The sequence below is a fragment of the Brevundimonas sp. GW821-FHT02A10 genome, assembly GCF_059422025.1.
Genome location: NZ_JBWKWC010000001.1, coordinates 804,989 through 830,921, shown reverse-complemented (window position 1 = coordinate 830,921; position 25,933 = coordinate 804,989). Strand labels below are relative to the sequence as shown.

The 25,933-nt window shown below is 66.9% G+C and carries 25 protein-coding genes; 14 read left to right on the top strand and 11 right to left on the bottom strand.

All coding sequences use genetic code 11. The features are described from left to right. Positions 1-30 precede the first annotated feature (30 nt). The gene (locus AC07U0_RS03740; RefSeq protein ID WP_494718677.1) at positions 31-3,177 is read right to left on the bottom strand and encodes an SEL1-like repeat protein; all 3,147 of its coding nucleotides are present in this window, start codon (positions 3,175-3,177) and stop codon (positions 31-33) included. Positions 3,178-3,405: 228 nt separating this feature from the next. On the opposite strand from AC07U0_RS03740, the gene AC07U0_RS03735 reads away from it, so the two are divergent. From AC07U0_RS03735 to AC07U0_RS03720, 4 genes are all read left to right on the top strand, one after another. Further along, the gene (locus tag AC07U0_RS03735) at positions 3,406-3,612 is read left to right on the top strand and encodes a hypothetical protein (RefSeq protein ID WP_494718676.1); all 207 of its coding nucleotides are present in this window, start codon (positions 3,406-3,408) and stop codon (positions 3,610-3,612) included. Positions 3,613-3,691: 79 nt separating this feature from the next. Beyond that, on the top strand, positions 3,692-4,192 hold the full coding sequence (locus AC07U0_RS03730; protein ID WP_492946682.1) for a pyridoxamine 5'-phosphate oxidase family protein: 501 nt from the start codon (positions 3,692-3,694) through the stop codon (positions 4,190-4,192). A gap of 36 nt (positions 4,193-4,228) precedes the next feature. Beyond that, on the top strand, positions 4,229-4,582 hold the full coding sequence (locus AC07U0_RS03725; RefSeq protein ID WP_494718675.1) for an MmcQ/YjbR family DNA-binding protein: 354 nt from the start codon (positions 4,229-4,231) through the stop codon (positions 4,580-4,582). After that, positions 4,579-4,959: a glyoxalase superfamily protein gene (locus AC07U0_RS03720; protein WP_494718674.1), complete on the top strand. Its 381-nt coding sequence runs from the start codon at positions 4,579-4,581 to the stop codon at positions 4,957-4,959. The genes AC07U0_RS03725 and AC07U0_RS03720 overlap by 4 nt, the downstream gene beginning before the upstream one ends. Here the strand turns inward: AC07U0_RS03720 and argF are convergent. From argF to AC07U0_RS03705, 3 genes are all read right to left on the bottom strand, one after another. Next, entirely contained in the window at positions 4,956-5,885 is a 930-nt protein-coding gene (argF, locus tag AC07U0_RS03715) for an ornithine carbamoyltransferase (RefSeq protein ID WP_494718673.1), read from the bottom strand. The two genes, AC07U0_RS03720 and argF, sit on opposite strands and share 4 nt — an antisense overlap. Further along, positions 5,885-7,084 carry an aspartate aminotransferase family protein gene (locus AC07U0_RS03710; protein WP_494718672.1) on the bottom strand — a complete coding sequence of 400 codons (1,200 nt, stop codon included), beginning with the start codon at positions 7,082-7,084 and terminating at the stop codon, positions 5,885-5,887. The genes argF and AC07U0_RS03710 overlap by 1 nt, the downstream gene beginning before the upstream one ends. 150 nt (positions 7,085-7,234) lie before the next feature. Then, positions 7,235-7,780, bottom strand: coding sequence for a hemerythrin domain-containing protein (locus tag AC07U0_RS03705; RefSeq protein ID WP_494718671.1), 546 nt, complete (start codon positions 7,778-7,780; stop codon positions 7,235-7,237). A gap of 186 nt (positions 7,781-7,966) precedes the next feature. Here AC07U0_RS03705 and AC07U0_RS03700 point away from each other — a divergent pair, with 186 nt between their 5' ends. Then, the gene (locus AC07U0_RS03700) at positions 7,967-8,347 is read left to right on the top strand and encodes a VOC family protein (RefSeq protein WP_494718670.1); all 381 of its coding nucleotides are present in this window, start codon (positions 7,967-7,969) and stop codon (positions 8,345-8,347) included. Between the two features lie 12 nt (positions 8,348-8,359). Here the strand turns inward: AC07U0_RS03700 and AC07U0_RS03695 are convergent, their stop codons facing one another. Next, positions 8,360-8,578 carry a hypothetical protein gene (locus tag AC07U0_RS03695; RefSeq protein ID WP_494718669.1) on the bottom strand — a complete coding sequence of 73 codons (219 nt, stop codon included), beginning with the start codon at positions 8,576-8,578 and terminating at the stop codon, positions 8,360-8,362. A 261-nt stretch (positions 8,579-8,839) separates the two neighbouring features. Here AC07U0_RS03695 and AC07U0_RS03690 point away from each other — a divergent pair, with 261 nt between their 5' ends. Both AC07U0_RS03690 and AC07U0_RS03685 read left to right on the top strand, forming a co-directional pair. Continuing rightward, a complete protein-coding gene (locus AC07U0_RS03690) occupies positions 8,840-10,045 on the top strand; it encodes an acetyl-CoA C-acetyltransferase (RefSeq protein ID WP_494718668.1) in 1,206 nt (401 codons plus the stop codon). 11 nt (positions 10,046-10,056) lie between these two features. Then, complete coding sequence (locus AC07U0_RS03685; protein WP_494718667.1) at positions 10,057-12,264, top strand: 3-hydroxyacyl-CoA dehydrogenase NAD-binding domain-containing protein; 2,208 nt, start codon at positions 10,057-10,059, stop codon at positions 12,262-12,264. A 416-nt stretch (positions 12,265-12,680) separates the two neighbouring features. On the opposite strand, the gene AC07U0_RS03680 is transcribed toward AC07U0_RS03685, so the two are convergent. Next, the gene (locus AC07U0_RS03680) at positions 12,681-13,526 is read right to left on the bottom strand and encodes an aldo/keto reductase (RefSeq protein ID WP_494718666.1); all 846 of its coding nucleotides are present in this window, start codon (positions 13,524-13,526) and stop codon (positions 12,681-12,683) included. Positions 13,527-13,595: 69 nt separating this feature from the next. On the opposite strand from AC07U0_RS03680, the gene AC07U0_RS03675 reads away from it, so the two are divergent. The 3 genes from AC07U0_RS03675 to AC07U0_RS03665 all read left to right on the top strand — a co-directional run bounded on the left by AC07U0_RS03675 (position 13,596) and on the right by AC07U0_RS03665 (position 16,119). Then, complete coding sequence (locus tag AC07U0_RS03675) at positions 13,596-14,075, top strand: alpha/beta fold hydrolase (protein ID WP_494718665.1); 480 nt, start codon at positions 13,596-13,598, stop codon at positions 14,073-14,075. Positions 14,076-14,112: 37 nt separating this feature from the next. After that, the gene (locus tag AC07U0_RS03670) at positions 14,113-14,550 is read left to right on the top strand and encodes an alpha/beta fold hydrolase (RefSeq protein ID WP_494718664.1); all 438 of its coding nucleotides are present in this window, start codon (positions 14,113-14,115) and stop codon (positions 14,548-14,550) included. An 81-nt stretch (positions 14,551-14,631) separates the two neighbouring features. After that, positions 14,632-16,119: a ComEC/Rec2 family competence protein gene (locus tag AC07U0_RS03665; RefSeq protein WP_494718663.1), complete on the top strand. Its 1,488-nt coding sequence runs from the start codon at positions 14,632-14,634 to the stop codon at positions 16,117-16,119. A gap of 4 nt (positions 16,120-16,123) precedes the next feature. Here the strand turns inward: AC07U0_RS03665 and AC07U0_RS03660 are convergent, their stop codons facing one another. Continuing rightward, complete coding sequence (locus AC07U0_RS03660) at positions 16,124-17,062, bottom strand: pirin family protein (protein WP_494718662.1); 939 nt, start codon at positions 17,060-17,062, stop codon at positions 16,124-16,126. 27 nt (positions 17,063-17,089) lie between these two features. Then, positions 17,090-17,578, bottom strand: a complete 489-nt coding sequence (locus AC07U0_RS03655) for an Lrp/AsnC family transcriptional regulator (RefSeq protein WP_494718661.1) — start codon at positions 17,576-17,578, stop codon at positions 17,090-17,092. Positions 17,579-17,736: 158 nt separating this feature from the next. Between AC07U0_RS03655 and AC07U0_RS03650 the strand changes: the two genes are divergently transcribed. The 4 genes from AC07U0_RS03650 (at position 17,737) to lpdA (ending at position 23,293) form a co-directional block, all read left to right on the top strand. Then, positions 17,737-18,969, top strand: a complete 1,233-nt coding sequence (locus tag AC07U0_RS03650) for a 3-methyl-2-oxobutanoate dehydrogenase (2-methylpropanoyl-transferring) subunit alpha (RefSeq protein WP_494718660.1) — start codon at positions 17,737-17,739, stop codon at positions 18,967-18,969. Between the two features lie 2 nt (positions 18,970-18,971). Continuing rightward, positions 18,972-20,105 (top strand): alpha-ketoacid dehydrogenase subunit beta, encoded by a 1,134-nt coding sequence (locus AC07U0_RS03645; RefSeq protein WP_494718659.1) that lies wholly within the window; start codon positions 18,972-18,974, stop codon positions 20,103-20,105. After that, the gene (locus AC07U0_RS03640) at positions 20,105-21,748 is read left to right on the top strand and encodes a dihydrolipoyl dehydrogenase family protein (RefSeq protein ID WP_494718658.1); all 1,644 of its coding nucleotides are present in this window, start codon (positions 20,105-20,107) and stop codon (positions 21,746-21,748) included. Before AC07U0_RS03645 ends, AC07U0_RS03640 begins: the two co-directional genes overlap by 1 nt. Positions 21,749-21,898: 150 nt before the next feature. Next, positions 21,899-23,293: a dihydrolipoyl dehydrogenase gene (gene lpdA / locus AC07U0_RS03635; RefSeq protein WP_494718657.1), complete on the top strand. Its 1,395-nt coding sequence runs from the start codon at positions 21,899-21,901 to the stop codon at positions 23,291-23,293. A 58-nt stretch (positions 23,294-23,351) separates the two neighbouring features. Here lpdA and AC07U0_RS03630 read toward each other — a convergent pair whose 3' ends face one another. The 3 genes from AC07U0_RS03630 to yidD form a co-directional block, all read right to left on the bottom strand. After that, positions 23,352-23,642 carry a GIY-YIG nuclease family protein gene (locus AC07U0_RS03630; RefSeq protein ID WP_494718656.1) on the bottom strand — a complete coding sequence of 97 codons (291 nt, stop codon included), beginning with the start codon at positions 23,640-23,642 and terminating at the stop codon, positions 23,352-23,354. Between the two features lie 90 nt (positions 23,643-23,732). Beyond that, positions 23,733-25,655, bottom strand: a complete 1,923-nt coding sequence (gene thrS / locus AC07U0_RS03625) for a threonine--tRNA ligase (protein ID WP_494718655.1) — start codon at positions 25,653-25,655, stop codon at positions 23,733-23,735. Continuing rightward, entirely contained in the window at positions 25,652-25,894 is a 243-nt protein-coding gene (gene yidD / locus AC07U0_RS03620) for a membrane protein insertion efficiency factor YidD (protein ID WP_494719182.1), read from the bottom strand. Before yidD ends, thrS begins: the two co-directional genes overlap by 4 nt. Positions 25,895-25,933: the final 39 nt, after the last annotated feature.

The window sequence follows — 25,933 nt, the reverse complement described above, 5'->3', positions numbered from 1 at the left end:
CGCGTCATTGGGGCGTTCAGGCCCGATCGCTCAGCCGAGAGGATCGGTCTGGAAGGCTTCGACGGCGGCGCGGGCCGAGGCGCGGGCCGAGGCGGACAGGGTCGGGCCCAGCCGATCGGCGGCCGCCTTGGCCTCCTGGTCGCCCTGACGCGCTGCGATCAGATACCATTTGTAGGCCTCGGTCGGGTTCGGAGCCACGCCCTCGGTTCCGTACTGATAGATCTTGGCCGCGTTGAACTGGCTATTGACCTCGCCGCGGTCGGCGGCCTTGACCAGCCAGTCCAGGGCCTCGGCGCGGTTCCCCGCGCCGCCGACGCCGTCATAGAGATACATGCTGTAGGCGCGCATCCCGAGCGGGTCGCCGGCGCCGGCCGCGCGCCGGGCCCAGAGCCGGGCTTCGGTCTGGTTGCGGGCGACGCCGTTCACGCCGTTTTCGTACATCTCCACCAGCTTCAGCTGGGCGGCGGGCAGACCCATGTTGGCGGCGCGGGTCAGGGTGGCGACGCCTTCCGGCTTGCCGCCCGACAGTTCCTCGGTCGCCTGGTCGAACAGGGCCTGAGCCTCGCTCGAGGGGAGGGGCACGGCGTCGGTCGGGGTCGCGTCTCCCGTCAGGGCCACAGCGGCCAGGGGCGCGGCTTCCTCGGCGGCGGCGGCCGGAGCCAGACCCAGAGCCTGACGCACGCCGTCCATGCCCGGCAGCTCGAAGCCTTGCCCGCCGGCCAGACGATTGGTCGTGTAAAGGGCGCCGACCAGGGCCATGCCGGTCACCGAGGCCAGGAGCCCCTTGCGAATGGTCGAACCGCTCTTGGCCTGCTTGTCCAGACGCTCCTGCAGGCGCGACTTGCCGCCGCGCTTCAGGCCGAAGCCGGCGCGCGGCTCCTCGGCTTCCGGAGCGGCGGTCATGGCGGCGCGGGCGGCGTCGATGGCGCTGCGGGTCGAAGCGGCGCGGCCACCGGCGGCGCCGGCGGACAGGCCGGCGCGCATCGAACGGGCATCGACGAAATCGGTCTCGGCGGCGAACTCGTCCGTACCGGCGTCGAAGGCATCGGCCGGGTCGAAGGCCGGAGGCGCGCCGAAGCCGGCTGCGGCCGGGGCCTGAGCCTGGGGCGCGAAGGCAGGTTCGGGTTCCGCCGCATGGGTTTCGGGCGAATAGACGTCGGGGGCGACGGCGGCCGTGGCCTCCAGGGCGTCCTCGACGTCGGCGCCGCCGAAGCCGCCGAAAGCGGGGGCGGCGAAGGGTTCGGGCAGGGCTTCCGGCGCGGCGGCAGCCTGGGCGGGTTGAGCGAAGACCGGGGTGGAGAAGCTCGGCTCGATCACCGGCTCGGCGGCCGTGGGCTGGGCCAGACGCGGCGAGGCCAGGATCTCGGCGACCGCGCGGGCCGGGTCGAAGACGGTGTCGGCCGCGGCCTCAGGCTCGCCGAAGCGGCCGGGGAAGGGTGCGGGCGCGCGCTCGTCCGAGATGAGGGGATCTGTCGACCAGATGTCGTCCGGCGCCGCGCCGAAATCTTCGTCGGGGAAGGCGGTGGCGCGCCAGTCGGGCTGGCTCAGGTCCGAGGCGGCTGACAGGGCGGAGGGAGCGGGAGCGGCGTGCGGCGCCTCGACCGGCTCGGGGAAGTCGAGCGAAGAACGGCCGGCACGGTCGACGCGGCTCTCGATGCGCTCGCGGGCCTCTTCCAGCAGGCGGGCGGTGCGTTCCTCCGACAGGCGCATCCGTTCCGCCAGCTCGCCCGAGGCGCGGTCGTAGGTCTGTTCGATACGGCTGGAGCTGTCCGACAGACGCCGGCCGATGTCTTCCAGCGCCTGGGCCGACTTGCGCTCGGACTGGGCGATGCGATCGGCCAGACGGTCCGAGATGCGGGTGATCTCCCCGCCCAGCTTTTCCAGCGCCAGGGCGTGCTGGTCGTCGGTGCGGTTCAGTCGGTGTTCGACGGCCTGGGCGTAGCGGCCCATGTCGCGATCCAGCTTGTCGCCGAGGCTGGAGTTCAGGTCGGCGGCGATGGCTTGGCCGGCGCGGGCGATCTTGTCCGAGACGCCCGCCTCGACCCGCTGGATGGCGGCGTCCAGGGTGGTGGCGCGGGCGTCCGCGGCCTGCATCCGGTTGTTCAGGTTCTGGGCGATGCGCAGGACCTCGCGGCCCATGGCGTCGATGCCCTGGGCGGAGCGCTGCTCGGCGGCGCGGGCCTGTTCGCCGATGGCGGCCATGGCGCGCTCGATGCGGTCCATCCGGCCTTCGCGTTCGGCCGTGTCCAGCCGCTGGATCATCTCGGCGCGGTTGGCGTCGACCTGACGGGCCAGGGTCTCGGCCAGCTTCTCGAAGCGGGCGGCCTCGCGCGAGCCTTCCGGCTCGACCCGACCCTCGGCGGCGCGCAGCCGCTGGTCGAGGCCGGCGAACGAACGTTCCAGACCGCGCAGGGCCTCGGTCGTGTGGGCCTGGGCGGTGTCCAGACGCGCGCTGACCTGCGCCATCATCTCCGTGCCCACGCCCTGACCGTTTGGCAGGGCGCTGACCGACTTCTCGGCGGCGTCCATGCGCTGCCGCAGTTCGTTCAGGCTGGTCCGCTGGCGTTCCTCGATGTCGTAGAGGCGCGCGGCGATGGCGCCGATGCCGCTCTCGACCTTGCCGAAGGTGGCCTTGGTATCGGGGCCGACTTCCTGCTCGAAGCGGCGCAGGCGGCGGTGGCCTTCCTTGAGCTCTTCGGAGATGTCGTCGATGCGACGGCCATAGGTGCGCGTTTCCTGGTCGGCGCCGTCGAGGCGGCGCACCAGACCGGCGACGGCCTGATCCACGCCCTGGATGGCCACGGTCGAGCGGCGCTCGGCGGCTTCCAGACGGGCGGCGATGGCGTCCACCGACGCGGCGACGCGCTGCAGGGTGTCGTCCGAATGGGAGGAGGAGAAGGAAGGCGACGAGGCGGCGTAGCGCTCCTCGCGCTCATAGCCCGGCTCGCGGTCATAGGCGTCGTCGAGGCGGCGCGAACGGCTGCGGCGTTCGAAGGAGTCGGCGGCGTGGGCACGGCGGGACAGGGGCACGACGATTTCCTCGTCCTCGCCGTCGTCCATGATCATGGTGTTGAGCCACTCGCCCAGCGTCATGCCGGAGCGACGCGCGAGGTCCTTTGCGACTTCGCGTGCCTTGGGGTCGATACCCTTGACGCTCCAAGGCGCAGCTGCGCTCACCGATTCGCTCCCCGACGTACGAGACGCCACGCTAGTCGCCCATATCCGGGGTGTAAATCTTACGTTAACCCCAAGATGTTGGGGGCGACCGATCTTCCTGTGGAAATCCTCTGTCCCCAAGGCGTGTGTGGCTTAATCATGGTTAACCACCCGTAAAGATTAACGCCCGGGCAAGGAATTCGGGCCCTCGGGCTTGTTTCCTCCGGCCTTCGCCGCCAGTTGGGCCGGGTGCCTCTGAACCCCACCCTGATCCTTCTCGCCGTCTGCCTGGCCGTGACCGTATTCGCCGGCTGGCGCGGTCAGCGGCCGCCCGATCTGTTGAAAGGGGTGCGCATGGCGCCCTGGCGCTTCCTGATGCTGCTGTTCGGGGCGATCAGCTTCCTGCTGGCGGTCCATGTCGCCGCCCTGCTCGGGATCACCCATCCGGGCGGCTGATCAAGCGGAGCCTTTAGGAACTTCAACGCCTTAAGGCGGTTCAGTCTCCAACCCCGAACATGAGGAACAGGAGACGACCATGGCCGACGATCTGACCGCCGCCGAGGCGGAAAAGGAATTCTGGAAGCATCTGAAAAGCTCCAACACCGGCATGCTGGGACTGGACCAGCCCGGCTATCACAACCAGCCCATGACCGGCTTCCGCGAGGAGGAGACCGGGACGATCTGGTTCTTCACCCGCGATGACACCGACTTCGCCCGCGACGTGGCCGTTGGCGGCCAGACAGGCATGTTCACCTATCAATCGAAGGATCAGCAGGTTTACGCCTGTATCCACGGCGACCTGTCGATCGACCAGAACCGCGAGCGGATCGACAAATACTGGAACCCGGTGCTGGCCGCCTGGTATCCCGAGGGTAAGGACGACCCGCACCTGACCCTGATCCGCTTCGACGGCGACGATGGCCGGGTGTGGGTGTCGAAGAAGGGGCCGGTCGGCTTCATGTTCGAGATCGCCAAGGCCAATCTGACCAAGACCCTGCCCGACGCCGGCGGGGTGGCGGACGTCAATCTGAACTAGCTTGCCCTGACGACGGAAAGGGCGTGGTCTGTCGTAATGGCCACGCCCGCCGATCTCGCCCACATCGCGCTCAGCCTGCCCGGCGTTTCGGGCGAGGGGCTGGGCTTCGGCGTCGGCAAGAAGGGCCTGAGCTGGAGCTATCTGGCGCGGGCCAGGCCGAAGGCGAAGCGGGAGGTCGTGCCCGGCGTCGTCGCCATCCGCTGCGACCTCGCCGCCAAGGAAATGCTGATCGAGACGGCGCCCGACCGCTTCTTCGACGACGACCACTATCGCGGCTATCCTGCGGTCCTGGCCCGGCTGGGGGCGCTGGATGTCTCCGAGCTTCAGGGCCTGATCCGGTCTGCCTGGGCGATCCAGGCGCCGAAATCTCTGCAGAAGGGTGTCGAATGACGACAGTCACCGGACTGGTCCCCATCCTTCTGGTCTCGGACGTGCCGCGCTGTGCGGCCTTCTTCACGCAGAAGCTCGGCTTCAGGACCGACTTCCTCCATGGCGAGCCGGCCTTCTACGGCGCGGTGTCGCGCGACGGGGTGGTGATCCACATGCGCCATGTCGACGAGCCGCCCTTCGCGGCGGCCGCGGCGCAGGCGGAACAGCTGATCTGCGGCTCCTTCTCCGTCACCGACGTGAAGGCCCTGTACGACGAGTTCGCCGGTCGCGGCGTCGCCTTCGCCCATCCCCTGACGACCCAGCCGTGGGGCGGTACGGATTTCCACGTCGCCGATCCTGACGGCAACGTGGTCTCCTTCGTCACCTACGGGGCCTAGAAGGCCCCGAAGCACCACGCCAGGACGGCCTTCTGGGCGTGGATGCGGTTCTCGGCCTCGTCCCAGACCAGCGACTTCGGCCCGTCGATGACGGCGTCGGTCACTTCTTCCCCGCGGTGTGCGGGCAGGCAGTGCAGGAAGACGGCGTCCGGATCGGCCAGATCCATCAGGGCCTCGTCGACCGTATAGGCCTCGAAAGCCTGCAGGCGCGCTTCATAGTCGCTGTCGCCCATCGACACCCAGGTGTCGGTGACCACGACGTCGGCGCCCTTGACCGCCTCGCGCGGGTCGGCCGTCAGGGTGACGGCGTTGCCGCCCTTGGCCAGGTCGTGCAGGTCCGGATGGTATTCGGCCGGGCAGGCGACGTTCAGGTGGAAGCCGAATTTGGGCGCCGCATGCATGAAGCTGTGGCAGACGTTGTTGCCGTCCCCGACCCAGGCGATGGTCTTGCCCGCGATCGGCCCCTTCTGCTCCTCGATGGTCTGCAGGTCGGCCAGGATCTGGCACGGGTGCGACCGGTCGGTCAGGCCGTTGATCACCGGCACGGTCGAGACGCGGGCGAAGCGTTCGACGTCCTCATGGCTGTTGGCGCGGATCATCACCGCATCGACCATGCGCGACAGGACGCGCGCCGTGTCCTCGACCGGCTCGCCGCGACCCAGCTGCATGTCTGAAGCCGTGGCGATGATCGAGGCGCCGCCCAGCTGGCGGATGGCCGCGTCGAAGCTGAAGCGGGTGCGCGTCGAGTTCTTCTCGAAAATCATCGCCAGCACGCGATCCTTGCCCGGAGCGTCGGCGTCGGCGCGGCCCTGGGGCCAGCCCTTGCGGGCGGCCTTGCGGGCGTGGGCGTCATCGAGAATGGCGCGCAGGTCGGCGGCGTCCAGCCGATGGATGTCGAGGAAATGCCGAACGGGAGTCTGGGCCATCAGGCGACCGCCTTCATCTGTTCCCGCGCCGTTTCGCAGGCGCCCTCGAAGCGACGGATCGCCTCGCGCGCCTCATCGAGCGTCAGGTTCAGCGGCGGCAGGATGCGGCAGCAGTTGTCGCCGCCGCCGGCGATCAGCAGCTGCTGGTCATCGCGGGCCAAGGCCATGAAGTCGCGGTTGTTCGGGACCAGCTTGACCCCGATCAGCAGCCCCTTGCCGCGCACGTCAACGATGACGTCCGGGAAGCGGTCCTGCAGGCCGGCCAGCTGCTGTTTCAGATAGGCGGCGATCTCGTTGACGTTCTGGATCAGCTCGGGCTTCACCAGTTCGCCGAAGGCCGCCAGACCCACGGCCATGGCCAGGGGGTTGCCGCCGAAGGTGGTGCCGTGGACGCCCGCGACCATGCCTGAGGCCGCCTTTTCCGTGGCCAGGCAGGCGCCGATCGGGAAGCCGCCGCCGAGCGCCTTGGCGATGGCCATGATGTCCGGGGCGATGCCGGCCCATTCGTGGGCCCACAGCTTGCCGGTCCGGCCCATGCCGCACTGGACCTCGTCGAAGATGATCAGGACGCCGTTTTCGTCGGCCATCTGACGCAGCCAGCGCAGGTCCTCGTCCGGGGTGACGCGGCATCCGCCTTCGCCCTGGACCGGCTCCAGCACGATGGCGCAGGTGGTCGGATTGGTCAGAGCGGCTTCCAGCGCCTCGCGGTCGCCCCAGAGCAGCTGATGGAAGCCTTCCATCTTCGGGCCGAAGCCCTCGACATAGGCCGGGTTGGCGGCAGCGTTGATCGCGCCATAGGTCCGGCCGTGGAAGGAGCCGTCGAAGCCATAGATGTCGATCCGCTCAGGCGCGCCATTGGCCCAGTGGTAGCGGCGCGCGGTCTTCAGGGCGCACTCGACCGCCTCGGTGCCCGAGTTGGCGAAGAAGACGCGGTCGGCGAACGAATGCTCGCACAGCATGTCCGCCAGCTGCTCCTGGCCCGGGATCCGGTAGATGTTGGAGACGTGCCAGAGCTTCTCGGCCTGGTCCTTGACCGCCTGGACCAGCACCGGATGGGCGTGGCCCAGGGCGTTGGTCGAGATGCCGGAGACCATGTCCAGATATTCGGTGCCATCCGTGGACCACAGACGCGCGCCTCGCCCGCGTTCCACTTCCAGCGGAGCACGATTGTAGACACCCATCAGATGGTTTGTGGACACGGGACAGTCCCTCCAAAAGCAGAAAGCCCGCGCGCGGAATGCGGCGGGACTTTTCCGGAGCGGCGTTGTCGGACGGGGGAGGGGGTGTGTCAACACCGGGCGGAAAGGCGGGGCCGGCGACAAGGGTCAGGGTCGTCGGCCCCGGCTGGGTCAGCGCGCTTCGGCGGTGGGGGGCGGAGCGGTCTCGACGCCCTTGTCGCCTTCGAGCGTGCGGGTCTGGGCGGGCTTTCCGGCCTGGAATTCTTCCATCGCCGTCTTCTTGCGGGCGCGCATGGCGTCGGCCAGAGCGTCCATGTCGAGGCCGGCCGCGCGGGCCTGGGCGAACATGCCCTCGACGCGCTGCTCCTCCTCCTTGACGTGGTGTTCGATCTCTTCCGACAGCACCTTGACCTTCGCGTCGTAGAAATCGTCCTCGGGGCTGCCCGCTTCGATCTCGTTGATCAGCAGCTTGGCGCCGTCGTGCTCGACATAGGCTTCCTTGAGCAGGTCCTCCTCGATCTTGCCCTCGCAGGCCGGATAGAAGATTTCCTCCTCGATCGTGGTGTGCACCTTCAGCTCAAGGCAGGCCTCAAGGGCCAGCTTCTGCTTCTTCGCGGGACTGGTGGCGGCCTCGAAGGCGGCGAAAATCTCTTCCACCTTGCGGTGGTCGGCCTTCAGCATCGCGATCGCGTCCATCTCTTCATAGGTCTGGGCCATGGCGTTCTTCCTCCTGACAGCAGGGCGTGTCTGGCGGGAAAAGGCATGGGCCGGGCGCGTGTTCCTACGGCGCAGCTAGGTGCGAGTCGTTAGCGAGAACAGCGGCTTGTGAGTGTCCGGCGTCTGACACAACGGGCGCCTTTTTCGCCGTTTCGCGTTGGAGGAACGAGGCAGGGAGGCCTTCGCATGATCGACCACATCGGCCTGGCGGTGACCGACATCGCCCGTTCCAGAGCCTTCTATGAGGCGTCTCTGAAGCCGCTCGGCTATCGGTTCATCCACGATGCGACCAATGACGTCGGCGGCACGGCGGTGATGTTCGGGGTCGGCGATGAGGTCGATTTCGTCATCGCCGACAGGGAGCGTCCCGGCGAGGGCAATCATGTCGCCTTCCGCGCCGCGAGGCGGGCCGAGGTCGACGCCTTTCACGCGGCCGCGTTGGCGGCGGGCGGCCGGGACAATGGCGGGCCGGGTCTGCGTCCGCAGTATGGCGCAACCTATTACGCCGCCTTCGTCCTCGATCCGGACGGGTTCAACGTCGAGGCGGTATGCCACGCGCCGGACTAGCCGGCGTCTCCATCAGGCGTGATGCGAGGCCGAGGGGAGCAGGGGTTCGATCCAGGCGATCAGCGGGTTGCGCAGCCAGGCGACCGCGCGGCGGGCGCGGCGCGTGGCCGAGGCCTGTGTCGGGGCGTGGCCGGAGCGCAGCTGGTCCCCGTCCTCATCGAAGATGACCCACAGCCAGTCCGTCCGACCGCCGTGCACTTCGATCTCATAGCCGTGATGGCCGATACGCATTGTTCCCCACCTGTCCCGATCAGGCCCGTTTCGAGCCGTCTCGCCCTGTCTCCGCAGGGTTCATGCCAAACGACGATACGCGAGGCCGACGAAAAAACGGCTAACGCAAACCGGTTTGGCGCCGGATCGCCCGCGGTCCCTCTGGGACGATCACGAATGCAGGACTACCCTTCTGCCGCATGCCTTCTTACTTGACGTTGACGTAAACGTAGGGTTCATGGCGCCAACGCTTCGAACCGTCCTTATTGGAGACTGACTCCCATGGCTGACGCCTATATCTATGACGCGGTGCGCACCCCGCGCGGCAAGGGCAAGAAGGACGGATCCCTGCACGAGATCACGGGTCTGGATCTGGCGACCCAGGTGCTGCAGGCCCTGCGTGACCGCAACGATCTGGACACCTCGAAAGTCGACGACGTCATCCTGGGCTGCGTGACCCCGGTGGGTGAACAGGGCGCCGACATCGCCCGCACCGCCGTGCTCAACGCCGGCTGGTCCCAGTACACCGCGGGCGTCCAGATCAACCGCTTCTGCGCCTCGGGTCTGGAAGCCGTGAACATGGCCACGGCCAAGGTGAAGTCCGGCGAGGCCGACTTTGCAGTGGGCGGCGGCGTCGAGGCCATGAGCCGCGTGCCGATGGGCTCGGATGGCGGCGCCTGGCCGGTCGATCCGACCTCGGCCTTCAACACCTATTTCGTGCCCCAGGGCGTGTCTGCTGACATGATCGCCTCGAAGTACGGCTTCAGTCGAGACGACGTGGACGCCTATTCGGTCGAAAGCCACAAGCGCGCCGCCAAGGCCTGGGCCGAGGGCCGGTTCGCCAGATCGGTCGTCCCGGTCAAGGACCAGCTGGGCCTGATCCGTCTGGATCATGATGAGACCATCCGTCCGAACTCGGACATGCAGACCATGGGCGCCCTGAACCCGTCCTTCACGATGATGGGCGAGATGGCCTTCGACGCCGTGATCAACCAGCGTTACCCCGAGGTCGAGCGCGTCAACCACGTCCACACCCCGGGCAACTCCTCGGGCATCGTCGACGGTTCGGCCGGCGTCCTGATCGGCACCCTGGAAGCCGGCAAGGCCCTGGGCCTGAAGCCGCGCGCCAAGATCCTCGGCGGCGCCTCGATCGGCTCGGAGCCGTCGATCATGCTGACGGGCCCCGAATATGTGACCCGCAAGCTGCTCGGCAAGCTGGGCATGACCCCCGACGACATCGACCTGTGGGAGCTGAACGAGGCCTTCGCCGCCGTCGTCCTGCGCTACATGCAGGCCCTGAACATCGACCACGCCAAGATGAACGTGAACGGCGGCGGCATCTCCATGGGCCACCCGCTCGGGGCCACCGGCGCCATGATCACCGGCATCGCCCTGGACGAGCTGGAGCGCTCGAACAAGTCGACCGCTCTGGTCACCCTGTGCATCGGCGGCGGCATGGGCACCGCCACCGTCATCGAACGCGTCTGATCCCGGAGAGTATGACCATGAAAACCTTCGAGAACTTCAAGATCGACGTCGACGCTGACGGCATCGCGACCATCGCCTTCGACGTCCCGGGCCGTTCGATGAACACCCTGACTTCCGGCGTCATGGCCGAGCTGCCGGAACTGGCCGAGCTCATCAAGACCGACGAGACCATCAAGGGCGCGGTGATCACCTCGGGCAAGACCTCGGGCTTCTGCGCCGGCGCAGACCTCGGCGACATGGCCGGCGGCATGATCGGCGGCGCCTCGCTTCAGGACGCCTTCGACGCGGGCTGGAAGATGAATGGCGCCCTGCGCGCCATCGAGACCTGCGGCAAGCCGGTCGCGGCGGCCATCAACGGTCTGGCGCTCGGCGGCGGTCTGGAACTGACGCTGGCCTGCCACTACCGCGTCGCCGGCGACAATCCGAAGATCCAGCTCGGCCTTCCCGAGATCAAGGTCGGCCTGTTCCCGGGCGGCGGCGGCACCCAGCGTCTGCCGCGCCTGATCGGCGTCCAGGCGGCGATGATGGCCATGACCGAGGGCAAGTCCTTCCGTCCCAACGACGCCAAGGGCGCCGGCATCATCCATGAGGTCGTTGCGGCCGGCGCCGAGGTCGAGGCCGCCAAGGCCTGGATCAAGGGCGGCGGCAAGGCCCAGGCCCCGTGGGACGACAAGGGCTTCAAACAGCCCGGCGGCGGCCCCTATCATCCGGCGGGCATCCAGAATTTCCTGGTCGGCAACGCCATGATCAAGAAGCAGACCTACGGCAACTATCCTGCCGCCCTGAACCTGATGAAGGCCGTCTACGAAGGCATTCAGGTGCCGATCGACGCCGCCCTGCGCATCGAGACCCGCTACTTCATCAAGACCCTGATGACGCCGCAGGCCCAGGCCATGATCCGCTCGCTGTTCCTGTCCAAGCAGGAGCTGGACAAGGGCGCCGTGCGTCCGGCGGGCGTTCCGAAGTCGGACCCGAAGAAGGTCACTGTCATCGGCGCCGGCATGATGGGCGCGGGCATCGCCTATGTTCAGGCCATGGCCGGGATCGAGACCATCCTGATCGACCAGACCCAGGAAGCCGCCGACAAGGGCAAGGCCCACGTCGAGGAACTGCTGAAGAAGCGCCTGTCGCGCGGTCAGCTGACGCAGGAGAAGTTCGACGCCCTGCTCGGCTCGGTCACCGCGACCACCGACTATGACCTGATCAAGGGTTCGGACCTGGTCGTCGAGGCCGTGTTCGAAAACCGCGAGATCAAGGCGGATGTGACGAAGCGCGCCGAGGCCCAGCTGGCCGAAGGCGCCATCTTCGGCTCCAACACCTCGACCCTGCCGATCACCGGCCTGGCCGAAGCGTCGGTGCGCCCCGAGGACTTCATCGGCATCCACTTCTTCTCGCCCGTCGACAAGATGATGCTGGTCGAGATCATTCTCGGTGAGAAGACGGGTGAGGCGGCCATCGCCAAGACCCTCGACTACGTCCTGAAGATCAAGAAGACCCCGATCGTCGTCAACGACAGCCGCGGCTTCTACACCTCGCGCTGCTTCTCCACCTTCCTGATGGAAGGCATGGCGATGCTGGAGGAGGGTTGGGCCCCGGCCCTGATCGACAACGTCGGCCGTATGACCGGCATGCCGCGCGGTCCGCTGGAAATGCACGACGACGTCGCGCTGGACCTCTCCTACAAGATCGCCAAGCAGACGGCTCTGGACCTGGGCGACAAATACGTCCCGGCCGAGGGCGCCGACATCGTCGCGAAGATGGTCGAGGGCGGCCGCTTTGGTCGCAAGAACGGCATGGGCTTCTACGACTACGCCACCAAGCCCAAGACCCTGTGGGCGGGCCTCGCCGAACTGGCGCCGGTCACCAAACACATCGACGGCCCCGAAGAGCCCGGCGCCTTCGCCCAGATCGATGAGCTGAAGACCCGCCTGCTGTACCGTCAGGCCGTCGAAGTGGCCCGTTGCTGGGAAGAGGGCGTCATCGACGACCCGCGCGAGGCCGATCTCGGCGCCATCCTGGGCTGGGGCTTCGCGCCCTGGACCGGCGGCCCGATCACGATGATCGACCAGACCGGTCTGGCGAAGTTCGTCGAGACGGCCGACCGTCTGGCCGCCACCTACGGCGACCGCTTCAAGGTCCCGCAGCTGCTGCGCGACATGGCCGCCAAGGGCGAGACCTTCTACGGAAACTTCGCCGGCGCCCAGAAGGCCGCCGCTTAAGCCATCCGGACGACGGAATGCAGGACGGCCCCGGGAGCGATCCCGGGGCCGTTTCTGTTTGTCCTGAAATTATGAACGGCGGCCTCGTCCCCCGACGAAGCCGCCGCTCGCTCGACCGGCGTAAGCCGGTCGTCAATCAAGCGGTCTCCGGTCGCGTCCCCCGACGCTTGCGGTCGCCTGACCGATGCTTATGCGTTGCGTACCGGTTTCCCTCGAAACGGGTTTCGAATCAACCGAGCCGTGCGCCGAATGCATGCATGGACTTCATCGCGTGAAGACAGTCTGAACGTAAAGCGGGTGAGCGTTCACAACCGATCATTGTCTCAAGATTGGGACGAATTTCACGTGCGATTCCAGTCGGAAAGATAGTTTCTGATGCCGGGCGCCACTCCGGATGGCGCCGCCTCTACGCCGCCTCAGATGATGTCCAGCGGCTGCGCGGTCGTGGGCGGCGGGAAGGCGCGGTCCAGCACCGCCAGATCCTCGGCGTCCAGTTCGATCTCCAGCGCTTCGGCATTGGCCCCGACGTGGGCGACGGTGGAGGCCTTGGGGATGGCGATGACGCCCTCCTGACGCAGGATGGCGGCCAGGGCGATCTGGGCGGTGGAGACGTCGTGGCGATCGGCGATCTCGATCAGGGCCGGATGCTCCAGCAGGCCCCCTTTGCCGCCGCGCCCCAGGGGGGAATAGGCCATCAGCGGCATGTTCCGCTCCTGCGCCCAGGGCAGAAGGTCGAACTCGATGCCGCGCGAGCCGAGGTGATAGAGCACCTGATCGGTCTGGCAGCCGACGCCGCCGTCCAGCGCCTCCATCCGGTCCATGGCCCTGAGGTCGAGGTTGGACACGCCCCAGCGGGCGATCATCCCCTCGTCGATCAGTTCCTCGAAACCGGCGATGATCTCGTCCATCGGGAAACGGCTTTCCCAGTGAAGAAGATAGAGATCGAGCCGGTCCACGCCGAGGCGCTCAAGGCTCTTTTCGCACGCCAGCATCATCGACATTTCACCGGCGTTCTCGGGCCGCACCTTGGAGACCAGAAAGACCTCTTCGCGCCGATCCCTGATCACCTCCCCGACAAGCCGTTCGCTTTTGCCGTTCCCATAGAGTTCGGCGGTGTCGATCAGGGTCAGGCCCAGGTCGAGGCCGCGCGACAGGGCGGCCTGTTCGGCATCGGCGGTCTTCGGATCGTCGCCGATCTCCCATGTGCCTTGGCCGAGCACGGGGAGCAGGGTACCGTCCGGAAGCGAGGTCATGCGGGTCATGGCCTTTCAATGCACGACGCCCGCCAAGGGTGCAAAGGGCGGCGTCGAACGGGCCGCGGGAGAGACGCCATGCAGACCCGGATCATCAGGACCGACGGCCTGAACCAGCAGATCCTCGAGGCCGGAGACGGCCCGTTGGTGCTGCTCATCCACGGCTTTCCCGAACTGGGCGTCAGCTGGCGGGCGCAGGTCGAGGCCCTGGCGGCGGCGGGCTATCATGCCGTGGCGCCCGACATGCGTGGCTATGGCGGGACCGACAAGCCGGAGCGGCGCGAGGACTATTCGATCCTCAAACTGGTCGGGGACATGGTCGATATGGTGAGGGCTCTGGGCGAAAAGACCTGCGTCGTCGTCGGCCATGACTGGGGCGCGCCCGTCGCCTGGCACTGCGCCCTGCTGCGGCCCGACATCTTCAAGGCTGTGGCGGGCCTGTCGGTGCCGTTCCAGCCACGCATTCCGAAGGGGGCGCCGACGCCGATGATGGCGACGCTCGCCAAACGCGCCGGTCTCGGAGATCTCTACATCAGCCGCTTCCAGCCGCGCCCATGAGGCCTTCGACGTCGATCCGGCGACAACCCTCAGGAAGATGTTCTGGTCCTATGACGGAGCCACCGCCGACGACGGCCAGTCGACCGGCTTCCTGACGCCGGGCGTCTCCATGCTCGAGAGCATCGACGACGACGCCGTCCTGCCGCCCTGGCTCAGCGGGGCCCATTTCGCCGAATATGTCGACGCCTTCTCCGAGGGCGGCTTCCGCGGTCCGATCGACTGGTATCGCTGCATCGATCTGAACTGGAGCCAGACCGCCTTCCTGCAGGACAAGACCATCGACCAGCCGTCGCTCTTCCTCGTCGGCGAGCGCGATCCGGTGCGACGCTACGCGGGCCAACACGAGGCCGGACTGTCGAAATGGCTGACCGACCTGCGCGGCCAGATCGTCCTGCCCGGCGCCGGCCACTGGCTGCAGCAGGAACGGCCTGAGGAAATCAATGCGGCCCTGCTGGGGTTCCTGAAGGGCCTCTAAGACCGTTTCGTGAAATTCAAAGAACGAAGATATCCAAACCTGAACGTTGTGTTAGCCTGACGCAGAACGGGAGCGTGAGGCATGACTTTCAATCCAGGGTTTGAAGATTTCATCAGCACCGACAGCGTAAAAATCTATCCCAACGCCGTCACCAAGAAGGTCGCACGGTTCGGGCTCTGGGGTGACGGCGTCCACCTCCTCCAGGGGCAGACCGCAGCGCGTCAGGAAGTGCGTATCCGGGGGGCGAGCGGTTGGATTGAAAAGTCTGCGCTCGGCGGCCAATCCCTGTTGGAATACTATTTCATCGACGTGGGACAGGGCGACGGAGTCCTGATCAAGACCCCCGACTTCCACCACATCCTGATTGATGGAGGGTATCCCCGTAAGGCCCAGCCAACGGGCAAGAGCGCGGCCGATTTCGTCGACTGGAAATTCAACAAGGACTACGGTTCGGACACCATCGTGCTGGACGCCATGGTCTCGTCGCACATCGACTACGACCATTTCGGCGGCCTCAACGACATTCTGGACGTCGCGCAGCTGGACGAGCTGAACTGTCAGAAAATCACTGTCGACGGCTTCTATCATTCCGGCCTGTCGTATTGGGGCAAGGCTGGCGGCGGTCGGGAACTCGGCCCCTATCAAGCCGTGGGCGGAGCGTCATGGTTCACCCGGGTGCTGGACGACCGGGTGTCGGCGACCGCAGCCGTGGATGAAAGCGTCGGGCCGAAGCTCACCGGGGAGTGGCGAGCACTGATCAAGAACGTCCTCGCCACACGAACCGCAGACGATCGACCCACCCCGATCCAGCGTCTGAACCAGACTGTCGGCTGGCTGCCTGGTTTCGGCGCGGGGCAGCCGGTTTCGATCAAGGTGTTGGGGCCGATAGGCCGTGATGTGGCCGGCGCGCCCGCCGTTCTGCGGCTGGGATCTTCCGACAGTCAGAACACCAATGGCACCAGCGTCTTGCTCAGGTTCGACTTCGGAAACAGCCGGGTCCTGATGACCGGTGACCTCAACGCGGCGGCGCACAAGGCCCTCCTTGCCGAGTTCAGTGGTCAGGAGGCGATGTTCGCCTGCGATGTGGCCAAGGCTTGCCATCACGGCTCGGATGACGTGTCCCTGTCCTTCCTTCGCCACGTCAACGCCGGCTGTACGGTTATCAGTTCCGGAGACGATGAGGGGCATGATCATCCGCGGCCCCGGATCGTGGCTGCGAGCGGACTGACCGGTCACGTGACCACTGACGGCGACGCTCTGGTGACGCCCTTGGTCTATTCGACGGAACTTGCGAGATCAGTCCAGGTTGGAACGCTGAACACCGTCCGGGTCGGCAACGTCGACTATCGGGACGCCGCCTTGAGCGGCATTCAATTTACCTCGACGGTGACGCCGCCGGGCGCCTTGAACCCTACCACGGTCAACCGTTCCGCCGCGGGGGCCCGGATCATGAACCGGCTCGTCTACGGGCTGGTGAACATCCGCACCGACGGAAAGCGGATTGTCGCGGCGACCATGAACGAAGGGGATGGTTCGTTCACGGTGAAGTCGTTCAACGCCCGGTTCTAATTCTCTAGACCGGATCCGTCGGTTTGGGCGTCACCTCGGCGGGCGCCGGTTCCGGCGTCGCGGGGGTGTCGGGCAAGGGGATGAACTCCAGATCGTCCTCGGTCGGCAGGGCCATGCGGCCGGCCTTCCAGTCGGCCTTGGCCTGATCGATCCGCTCCTGTGAGGAGGCGACGAAATTCCACCAGATCAGTCGTTCGCCGACGGGCTCGCCGCCGAGCGCCATGACGGTCGACTTGGTCAGGGATTTGACGGTGGGTTCGGCCTGGGGCTCCAGCACGATCAGCTGGCCCTCGTGGAAGGTGCGGCCCGCGACCTCGATCTGGCCCTTGGCGACATAGAGGGCGCGTTCGGACATGCCGCCGGCGCCCTTGCCCGGAGGAGGGGCGGTGCGCACCCCCTCCTCCATTTCCCAGTGCACATAGAAGAGCGGCGAGGAGGTCTTCACCGCCGAAGAGGCGCCGTAAGCCTCGCCCGCCACCAGACGCGCGAACAGGCCGCCGTTCTCATAGGCGGGCAGATCGGCCTCGCCATGGTGGAAGAAGCCGGGGTCCATCTCCTCGGCCTCGTTGGGAAGGGCGATCCAGGCCTGCATCCCGTGCATCGGGCCGCCCTGCGCCTTCTTCAGCGGATCGGTGCGCTCGGAGTGGACGATGCCCTTGCCGGCCGTCATCCAGTTGACCTCGCCCGGACGGATGGCCTGGGTGAAGCCCAGGTTGTCGCGGTGCATGATCTCGCCCTCGAACAGATAGGTCAGGGTCGACAGGCCGATGTGCGGGTGGGGGCGGACGTTGATCGATTCCGAGCCCGGCGCGAACTCGGCCGGTCCCATCTGGTCCAGGAAGATGAAGGGGCCGATCATCCGCCGCGAATGGAACGGCAGGACGCGGCCGACCTCGAACCCGCCGAGATCCTTGCGCCGCGCGTCGATCACCATCTCGATCATGTCGTATCCCCTCTGAGTCTGCCGTCTCTATCGCACGTGGGGGGTGATGATGCCGAGGGGAAGGGCGGTCACATTCTTCACGCCGCGCGTCACGATATGGCTCTCGCAGTCCGAGACGATGGCCAGGGCCAGCAGCTTCTCGCGCAGGAATTTGTCGAAGGCGTGCATGTCGGAGGTGACGATCCGCAGCACATAGTCTTCGCGGCCGGTGATGGTGGCGCACTGGACGACTTCCGGCCAGTCGCTGACGGCGGTCTCGAAGGTCTGCAGGTTCTCGGACGAGGGCAGCATCAGCTTGACGATGGCATAGACCTCGAAGTCCAGGCCCAGCAGCTTGGCGTCCAGCAGGGTGACCCGCTTGCGGATCAGGCCGGAATCTTCCAGTCTCTTGATGCGCCGCCAGCACGGCGAGGCGGACAGACCGACCCGATCGGCGACCTCCGCGACGGACAGCCCCGCGTCCTGCTGCAGGATGTCCAGAATTCTCGCGTCGATAGGATCGAGTTCGTCCGCCAAGGCGTTTCTCCGTTTGTCGTTATGACGCAATAAAATACCCTGAAACCGCCTAATGCAAGGCGAACTTCGGTAAGTCTTGATCTGCCGCGTCTGCTATCAGGCGCTATAAAGGCAAATGCGGCCGGATCAACCAGGCGCAGGCCAACAGGCAGGACCAAATGACCAGGAACACCCAGCCCCTGTCCCTGCGCGTTCCGGAGCCTTCGGGCCGTCCCGGAGACGCCCCGGACTTCAGCGGACTGAAGCTCGACGTCGCCGGCGCCGTCGACCGGCCCCCGGTTGATTCCCGGCCCGTCCAGATGATGGACTTGGCCTTCCGCCTTGTTCGGGTGCTGGATGATGAGGGCAATGCGGTCGGTCCGTGGAACCCGCGCCTCGATCCCGAGACGGCGCGCCGCGGCCTGAAGGCCATGATCCTGACCCGCGCCTTCGACGACCGGATGCACCGCGCCCACCGCCAGGGCAAGACCAGCTTCTATATGAAGTGCACCGGCGAGGAGGCCATCGCGGTCGCCCAAGGGATGATCCTGAGCCGCGAGGACATGGGCTTTCCCACCTATCGCCAGCAGGGCCTGCTGATCTCGCGCGGCTATCCGCTCGCGACGATGATGAACCAGATCTATTCCAACGCCGCGGACCCGATCAAAGGCCGTCAGCTGCCGATCATGTATTCGGCCAGGGATTTCGGCTTCTTCACGATCAGCGGCAACCTCGGCACCCAGTTGCCCCAGGCCGTGGGCTGGGCCATGGCCAGCGCCTACAAGGGCGACGACAAGATCGCCATCAGCTGGATCGGCGACGGCTCGACGGCCGAGAGCGACTTCCACTCGGCCCTGACCTTCGCCAGCGTCTACCGCGCCCCGGTGATCATCAACGTCGTCAACAACCAGTGGGCCATCTCGTCCTTCCAGGGCATCGCCGGCGGCAATGAGACGACCTTCGCCTCCAAGGCCATCGGTTACGGCCTCCCGTCCCTGCGCGTCGACGGCAACGACTTCCTCGCCGTCTGGGCCGCGACCCAGTGGGCCGAGGAGCGGGCCCGCACCAACCAGGGCGCGACCCTGATCGAGATGTTCACCTACCGCGGCGCCCCGCACTCGACCTCGGACGATCCGTCGAAATACCGCCCGGCCGACGAGCACGACCAATGGCCGCTCGGCGATCCGATCCAGCGCCTGCGCCAGCACCTGACCCTGATCGGGGAATGGGACGACGAACAACATGAGGCCGCTCTGAAGGAGGCCGTCGAACAGGTCCGTCAGGCCGGCCGTGAATCCGAGGCCATCGGCACCCTGGGCCAGTCGCGCCCGTCGGTGAAGGAGATGTTCGAGGAGGTCTATGCGACCGAGGACTGGCGCATCACCGAACAGCGCGGCGAAGTGGGGATCTGAGCATGACCGAGACCTACAGCGCCGCTGATCAGCACGACGGCATCGATCCCGACATGGCCTCCCACGGGGCCGACGCCACCGAAACCCCCGCCTCCGTCTCGGAAGGGACCGGCGTCGTCCCGATGAACATGATCCAGGCCCTGAATTCGGCCCTGGCGGTCAAGATGGCCGAGGACCCCAACGTCCTGTCCTACGGTGAGGATACGGGCTTCTTCGGCGGCGTCTTCCGCGTCACCGACCAGCTGCAGCAAAAGCATGGCCTGACCCGCAGCTTCGACGCCCCGATCAATGAGAGCGGCATCGTCGGAACCGCCATCGGCATGGCGGCCTACGGCCTGCGCCCGGTCGTCGAGATCCAGTTCGCCGACTACATCTATCCGGCCTACGACCAGATCGTCTCCGAGGCGGCCAAGATGCGCTACCGCTCGGGCGGCCAGTTCTCGACCCCGATCGTGGTCCGCAGCCCCTACGGTGGCGGCATCTTCGGCGGCCAGACCCACAGCCAGTCGCCGGAAAGCCTGTTCACCCACATCGCCGGGCTGAAGGTCGTCGTTCCGTCCAACCCCTATGACGCCAAGGGTCTGCTGACAGCGGCCATCGAGGACGACGATCCGGTCATCTTCTTCGAGCCGAAGCGCCTCTACAACGGCCCCTTCGATGGCTGGCACCAGAAGCCGGTATCGCCCTGGAAGGCGCAGCCCGAAGCCCAGGTCCCGACTGAAAAGTACGTCGTGCCGATCGGCGAGGCCAAGATCGTCCGCGAAGGCTCGGACGTGACCATCCTCGCCTGGGGCACCATGGTCTGGGTCTCGCTGGCGGCCGCCGAACATGCGGGCGTGGACGCCGAGGTCATCGACCTGCGCACCCTCGTGCCGCTGGATATCGCCACCATCGAGGCCTCGGTGAAGAAGACCGGCCGTTGCGTCATCGTGCATGAGGCGCCGAAAACGTCCGGGTACGGAGCGGAGCTGTCCGCCCTGGTCCAGGAGCGCTGTTTCTATCATCTCGAAGCGCCCATCGGCCGCGTCTGCGGCTGGGACACCCCCTATCCGCACGCCTTCGAGTGGGAATATTTCCCGGGGCCGGAACGGGTCGCCACAGCCCTGAAAGCCGTCATGACGGGAGGAACCCGCTGATGGGACGCTATGTCTTCAAACTGCCCGACGTGGGCGAAGGCACCGCCGAGGCCGAACTGGTCGCCTGGCACGTCAAGGTCGGCGATCGCGTCGAGGAGGACCAGATCCTCGCCGACGTCATGACCGACAAGGCCACCGTCGAACTGACCTCGCCGGTCTCCGGCGTGGTCCTCGCGACCCACGGCCAGCCCGGCGTCATGTCCGCCGTCGGCTCGCCTCTGGTGGAGTTCGAGGTCGAGGGAGCGGGCAATGCGTCCGACGCTCCGGCGCCCGCGCCCGTCGAAGCGGTCGCCGAGCCCGAAGCCGCCGAACCGGTCGAGGCCCCCGCGCCTGAACCCGCGCCCGAACCCGTTGCTGCCGCCGGCAACTATGTCTTCAAACTGCCCGACGTGGGCGAGGGCACGGCCGAGGCCGAACTGGTCGCCTGGCACGTCAAGGTCGGCGACGCGGTCGAGGAAGATCAGCTTCTGGCCGAAGTCATGACCGACAAGGCCACCGTCGAACTGACTTCGCCCGTCATGGGCGTCGTCGCCGCCCTGTTCGGCCAGCCCGGACAACAGGTCCCGGTCGGCGGACCTCTGGTGACCTTCGATGTCGCAGGACCGGGCAATGTCGCGGCCGCCCCGGCGCCGAAGACGGTCGAAAAGCCCGCGCCCAAGGCTGAAACGGCAAAGCCCGCTCCCGCCAGGGCCGCCGCGCCCAAGCCCGTCGCCGTCGCCGAGGCTGCGCCGGTCGCCCGCACCGCCCAGACCCCCGGCGTTCGTCCGCTCGCCTCGCCCGCCGTTCGCAACCGCGCCCGCGAACTGGGCGTCGAGCTGCAGTTCGTGCCCGGCTCCGGCCCGGCCGGCCGCATCGAGCACGCCGACCTCGACGCCTTCCTGGCGCGCGGGTCGCAGCCGGCTGCGGCTCCGGCCGCTGCGGGCTCGACCTATGCCCAGGCCGAAGGCACGACCGAGGTCCGCATCATCGGTCTGCGCCGCAAGATCGCGGAGAAGATGGCCGAGAGCGTGCGCCGCATTCCGCACATCACCTATGTCGAGGAAATCGACATGACGGCGGTGGAAGAGCTGCGCGCCCACCTGAACGCCCAGGCGAAACACACCGGCAAGGCAAAGCTCAACGTCCTGCCCTTCATCGCCCGCGCCATCATCGTGGCCCTGCGCGACCAGCCGCAGATCAACGCGACCTATGACGACGAGGCCGGGATTCTGACCCAGCACGCCGCCGTCCATCTGGGCATCGCCGCCCAGACGCCGAACGGCCTGATGGTGCCGGTCGTCCGCCACGCCGAGGCGCGCGACCCCTATGACACCGCCGCCGAGATCGCCCGCGTCTCCGGCGCGGCCAAGGACGGTTCGGCCAAGCGCGAGGAGCTGTCGGGCTCGACCATCACCATCACCTCGCTGGGGACCCTGGGCGGCGTCGTCCACACCCCGATCATCAACCACCCCGAGGTGGCCATCGTCGGCCCCAACAAGATCGCCGAACGGGTGGTGGTCAAGGACGGCCAGATGGTCGTGCGCAAGATGATGAACCTGTCGTCCAGCTTCGATCACCGCATCGTCGACGGCCACGACGCGGCCGTCTTCGTGCAACGGATCAAGGGCCTGCTGGAGCACCCCGCCACGCTGTGGATGGGGTGAGGGCTTCCCCCCAATCCGCTCATCCCCGCGAAGGCGGGGACCCAGCGCTTTGGGCGATAGTCCCCGGAAAGACTGCCTAATATCGATCCCGACCGGATCGCTTCAATCAAGGACTGGGTCCCCGCCTTCGCGGGGATGAGCGGTAAAAAGATGCAGCAGATCAAAACCAAAGTCCTGATCATCGGCGCCGGCACCGGCGGCTATGTGGCCGGTATCCGCTGCGGCCAGCTGGGGCTCGACACCGTGCTGGTAGACGGCGGCGACGGGCTCGGCGGCACCTGCCTGAACGTCGGCTGTATTCCGTCCAAGGCCATCATCCATGCGGCGGGCAAGTATGAGACGGTGCTCAAGGCCGCCGGCGACGGCACGCTCGGGATCACGGCGTCGGAACCGGCCATCGATCTGTCCAAGACGGTCGCCTGGAAGGACGGGATCGTCCGTAAGCTGAACAACGGCGTCGCCGCCCTGCTGAAGAAGGCGAAGGTCAAGGTCATCAAGGGCTGGGCGACCTTCGCCGACGCCAAGACCTGCGTCGTGACGACCGAGGACGGCGACATCCGCATCACCGCCGAACACGTCATTCTGGCCACCGGCTCCGAGCCGGTCGAACTGCCCTTCCTGCCCTTCGGCGGCGACGTCATCTCCTCGACCGAAGCCCTGTCGCTGGACAAGGTGCCGAACAAGCTGGTCGTGGTCGGCGGCGGCTATATCGGGCTGGAGCTGGGCATCGCCTATCGCAAGCTGGGCGCCCAGGTCGCCATCGTCGAGATGGCCGACCGGATCCTGCCCCTCTACGACAAGGCCCTGACCGACCCGGTCATGAAGTGGCTGACCAGCCATGGCGTCGAGATGCACCTCGGCGCCCGCGCGGGCGGCTTCGGCGACGGCAAGCTGTCCATCACCACGAAGGACGGCGAACCGCTGCAGCTGGACGCCGACAAGGTGCTGGTCACGGTCGGCCGTCGCCCGCGGACCAAGGGCTGGGGTCTGGAAAACATGGGCGTGACCATGGACGGTCCGTTCGTGAAGACCGACAACCGCTGCGCCACCAATATGAAGAACGTCTGGGCCGTCGGCGACCTGACCGGCGAACCCATGCTGGCCCACAAGGGCTCGGCCCAGGGCGAGGTGGTCGCCGAGATCATCGCGGGCCACGACAAGGTCTTCGACCCCGTCACCATCGCCGCCGTCTGCTTCACCGAGCCCGAGATCGTCTCCGCCGGCCTCGGTCCGAATGATGTCGAGGGCCGCGACGACGTGATCACCGCCGTCTTCCCGCTGGCCGCCATTGGCCGGGCGCTGGCCATCGAGGCGGGCGAGGACGGCGGCTTCGTCCGGGTTCTGGCCTCGAAGGCCGACCACCGGCTGCTCGGCGTTCAGGCCGTCGGCCAGCACGTCGCCGAACTCTCCAACAGCTTCGCCCAGATGCTGGAAATGGGCGCGGTTCTGGAAGACGTCGCGGGCGTCATCCATGTCCACCCGACGCTGGGCGAAGCCTTCCACGAGGCGACCCTGCGGGCGCTGGGACACGCGATACATATCTAGGGATCAACGGGCACCAAAATCCGCTCATCCCCGCGAAGGCGGGGACCCAGGTTTTGGGCTAGGGTTGCAGCCTTTCCAACAGGTCGTGCCACCCAGGGTTCATCTCTTCGATGAGCCTGAGCTTCCACAGCCGGTTCCATTTCTTGAGCTGTCGCTCGCGGCGGAAGGCGGTCCCCCGGGTTTCGTGAACCTCGTACCAGACGAGGATGTCGATATCGTACTTGGCCGTGAAGCTGTCCGGCCGCGCCTTTTCCCTGTGCTGCGAGATGCGGACGATCAGATTGTCGGTCGAGCCGATATAGAGCGTGCCGTTGCGCTTGCTGGCGACGATGTAGGTGTAGAAGGCCAATGGCGGAGACCTTGGCTAAAACCTGGGTCCCCGCCTTCGCGGGGATGAGCGGAATAAAATCCGATCATCCGCACAAGTCAAACGTGTATTTTACGCGCGCAAATCCGGCGGCGTGGCCTCTTCCGTCAGCAGGCGGATCGCCTCTTCCACCGACACGATGGTCTGGGCCTGCGAGCCGAGCCTGCGGATGGCGACCATGCCTTCCTCGGCCTCCTTGCGGCCGACGACGGCGATGGCGGGGACCTTGCCGACCGAGTGTTCGCGGATCTTGTAGTTGATCTTCTCGTTGCGCAGATCGGTCTCGACGCGCAGGCCCGCGGCGCGGAACTTCGCCGCCACTTCCTCCGCATAGCCGTCGGCGTCCGAGGTGATCGTCGCGATCACCGCCTGCACCGGCGCGAGCCACAGGGGGAAGGCCCCGGCGTAGTTCTCGATCATGATGCCGATGAAGCGCTCGAACGACCCGAGGATCGCCCGGTGCAGCATCACGGGGCGGTGCTTCTGGCCGTCTTCACCCGTATATTCCGCACCCAGACGTTCGGGCAGGACATAGTCGAGCTGGATCGTGCCGCAGGTCCATTCGCGGCCGATGGCGTCCTTGACGATGAAGTCCAGCTTGGGCGCGTAGAAGGCGCCGTCGCCGGGCGTGACCACGGGCTCGGTCCCGGCGGCGCGGGCCGCCTCCGCCATCAGGCTCTCGGCCTTGTCCCAGAACTCGTCCGTGCCGGCGCGGTTCTCGGGGCGGGTGCCCAGGCTGATATAGGCCGTCTCCATGCCGAGGTCGGCGTGGACCGAGCGGGCGAGCTTGATGAACTCGGCCGTCTCCTCGACGATCTGGTCCTCGCGGCAGAAGATGTGGGCGTCGTCCTGGGTGAAGCCGCGCACCCGCATCAGGCCGTGCAGCGAACCGGACGGCTCATAGCGGTGACAGGCGCCGAACTCGGCCATGCGCAGCGGCAGTTCGCGGTACGAGCGCTGGCCCTGGTCGAAGATCTGCACGTGGCCCGGGCAGTTCATCGGCTTGAGGCTGAGTTCCTCGCCCTCGACCGTCTCGCAGACGAACATATTGGGACGATACTTCTCCCAGTGGCCCGACTTCTCCCAGAAGGTGCGGTCCAGCACCTGGGGCGTCTTGACCTCGACATAGCCGGCGGCGTCCAGGCGGCGGCGCATATAGGCCTCCAGCACGCGCCACAGGACCCAGCCCTTGGGGTGCCAGAAGACCATGCCCCGGCCTTCTTCCTGCATGTGGAAGAGCTCCATCGCCTTGCCGAGCTTGCGGTGGTCGCGCTTCTCGGCCTCCTCGATGCGCAGCAGATAGGCGTCCAGATCGGCCTGGGTCGCCCAGGCCGTCGCATAGATGCGCTGGAGTTGCTGGTTGCGGTGGTCGCCGCGCCAGTAGGCGCCCGCCAGCTTGGTCAGCTTGAAGGCCTTGCCCACGAACTTCGTCGAGGGGAAGTGCGGCCCGCGGCACAGGTCCTGCCAGGGGCCCTGGTGATAGACGCTGATGTCCTCCGACGCCGGCAGGTCGCGGATGATCTCGGCCTTGTACTTTTCGCCCATGGCTTCGAAGCGGGCGATGGCCTCGTCACGCGGCAGGACCTCGCGGACGATCTTCGCGTCGCGGTCGACGATCTCGGCCATCCGCTTTTCGATCTTGGCGAAGTCGTCCGTCGAGAAGGGCTCGTCGCGCGCGAAGTCGTAATAGAAGCCGTCCTCGATGGCCGGGCCGATCGTGACCTGGGTGCCGGGGAACAGCTCCTGCACCGCCTGGGCCATCACGTGGCTGGCGTCGTGGCGCAGGGTGTCCAGCGCCTCGGGGCTGTCGCGCATGATGATCTTCAGCGCGCCCGAGCCGCCGATGGGGGCGTCGAGGTCCAGAAGCTTGCCGTCCAGCTCGATCAGGGCCGCCTTCTTGGCCAGCGACGGCGAGATGGAGGTCGCCACGTCACGGCCCGTGGCGTCGGCGGGATACTGGCGCACGGCGCCGTCGGGGAATTTCAGGTCGATCATGTGTCTGTCGTCGTCTTTACAGGCGGAACCGGGTCGTATCCCGACCCGCCGAAGGGATGGCATTTACAGAGGCGTCGCACGGTGAGCCATCCCCCTTTGACCGGTCCGTGCTGGATCAGCGCGTCGCGGCCATAGTCGGAACAGGTCGGCAGGAACCGGCACGACTGCCCGAAGAAGGGAGACAGCGTCAGCTTGTAGCCCCGATGGGCCGCGCGGACGCCGCGTTCGTAGAGGGTGATGCCGGTGCGGGCCATGGTGGACACGCCTTAACCCGGTTT